The organism is Chitinophaga sp., from assembly GCF_036566945.1.
GTDB lineage: Bacteria > Bacteroidota > Bacteroidia > Chitinophagales > Chitinophagaceae > Chitinophaga.
Map to the genome: position 1 here is coordinate 1 of NZ_DATCVJ010000492.1, position 1,993 is coordinate 1,993.

Annotated in this window: 2 protein-coding genes; both read right to left on the bottom strand. The window is 46.6% G+C overall.

From position 1 onward, the window contains the following. Positions 1–1,173, bottom strand: a 1,173-nt coding sequence (gene nrfD / locus VIP81_RS15070; protein ID WP_331962222.1) for an NrfD/PsrC family molybdoenzyme membrane anchor subunit, incomplete at its 3' end; no start/stop codon positions are given. Between the two features lie 116 nt (positions 1,174–1,289). Beyond that, on the bottom strand, positions 1,290–1,993 hold a 704-nt coding region (locus tag VIP81_RS15075; protein ID WP_331962225.1), incomplete at its 5' end, for a 4Fe-4S dicluster domain-containing protein.

A 1,993-nucleotide genomic window follows, 5' to 3' on the forward strand; every position in this document is an offset into this window, starting at 1 on the left:
GATTACGAAACGCTCGAACCACATACCGATGTTTACGATGATAGACATTACGAAAGTCACCGCTACATTTCTTCTCATTTTACGGAACCAGAACACCTGCGGAGTGATTACGTTACAGGTCATCATGATCCAGTAAGACCAACCCAGCGGACCGGCAGCACGGTATTTGAAGAATGTTGCAAACTCGTAAGGGTTAGCTCCGTACCATGCCATGAATAACTCAGTCAGGTAAGCGCAACCTACTACGGAACCGGTTAATACAATTACCTTGTTCATGGCTTCCATGTGGCCAAGGGTGATGTATTCTTCCAGGTGTAATATTTTACGTGTAATGATCAGCAGTGTTTGTACCATCGCAAATCCGGAGAAGATCGCACCCGCTACGAAGTAGGGAGGGAAGATGGTAGTATGCCAACCAGGAATTACAGAAGTCGCAAAGTCAAAAGATACGATCGTGTGTACAGACAGTACCAGTGGAGTAGATAAACCTGCCAATACCAGTGACAGCGCTTCATGACGTTGCCAGTGTTTGGTAGAACCGGTCCAGCCGAAAGCTGCTACACCATATAATAACTTGCGTAATTTAGTTTTAGCTCTGTCACGAACCGTAGCGAAATCCGGTAACAAACCTGAGTACCAGAATAACAGTGATACGGTAAAGTAAGTAGAGATCGCGAATACGTCCCAGAGGAGGGGAGAGTTAAAGTTAACCCATACCGGACCGCGGGTGTTAGGGTAAGGCAGGATGAAGAAGGCCATCCAAACACGACCCATGTGAATGATCGGGAACTGACCGGCACACATTACCGCGAAGATGGTCATCGCTTCTGCTGCACGGTTTACCCCTGTACGCCAACCCTGGCGGAACAGGAGGAGGATGGCGGAAATCAGCGTACCGGCGTGACCGATACCTACCCACCATACGAAGTTGGTAATATCCCAACCCCAACCGATGGTCTTATTCAGATTCCATACTCCGACACCGAAATAGATCTGCCAGAACACTGAAAATGCGCCGAAGCCCAACAGTGTCAGGGATATAAAAAAGCCTACATACCACAGTGTTCCAGGCTTCCCTTCAATGGGACTAATGATATCTTCCGTTACCTGGTGATAATCCTTAACCCCGTCTACCAAAGGTTCTCTCAGTGTGGATTCGTATTTTAAATGCATATTCTATAAGCTTTTAGCTGCTAGCTTCTAGCTACTAGCCCTTGTCTTTTGTTATGATCTCAGATTCTGTAACTTCTTTCTGTCTTTATCTCCTAACGATGTCCTGTTAAGATCAATTACGCGTGATGCGCTTCTTCCTTATGAGCAGAGTCTTTCTCTGTTTTAGGAGCGGCATCCTTGTTTCTGATCTTGGCCAGGTAGCTGATAGAAGGCAGTACGTGTGTTTCTTCCAACACATAGTATAACCTGTCTGTCTGCATTTCGTTGCGGATCTTATAGATTTCGCTATTCTTGTCGTTGATGTTACCAAATACGATGGCATCAGCACCACAAGCTTGCTGGCAGGCGGTTTTAGCAGCACCATCTTTCAATGGGTGACCAGCTTTCTTCGCATCCAGTTTAGCTTCCTGCAGACGTTGTACGCAGAAGGAACATTTTTCCATCACACCGCGGCTACGAACAACTACATCCGGGTTCAATACCATGCGGGTGAGGTTATCGTTCATGTCCGCAACATCGTAGAGGTTATTTTCAAAGCTGTCTGCACCGTTCCAGTCTCTCCAGTTCAGGCGACGTACTTTATAAGGACAGTTATTAGCGCAGTAACGGGTACCGATACAACGGTTATAAGCCATCTGGTTAATACCTTCAGAACTGTGGTTGGTAGCTCCTACAGGACAAACGTTTTCGCAAGGTGCGTTATCGCAATGCTGACACAACATTGGTTGGAACACTACTTCCGGATTGTTTTCATCACCGCTGAAGTAACGATCGATGCGGATCCAGTGCATTTCGTGCGCTTTCACTACTTCGTCTTTAC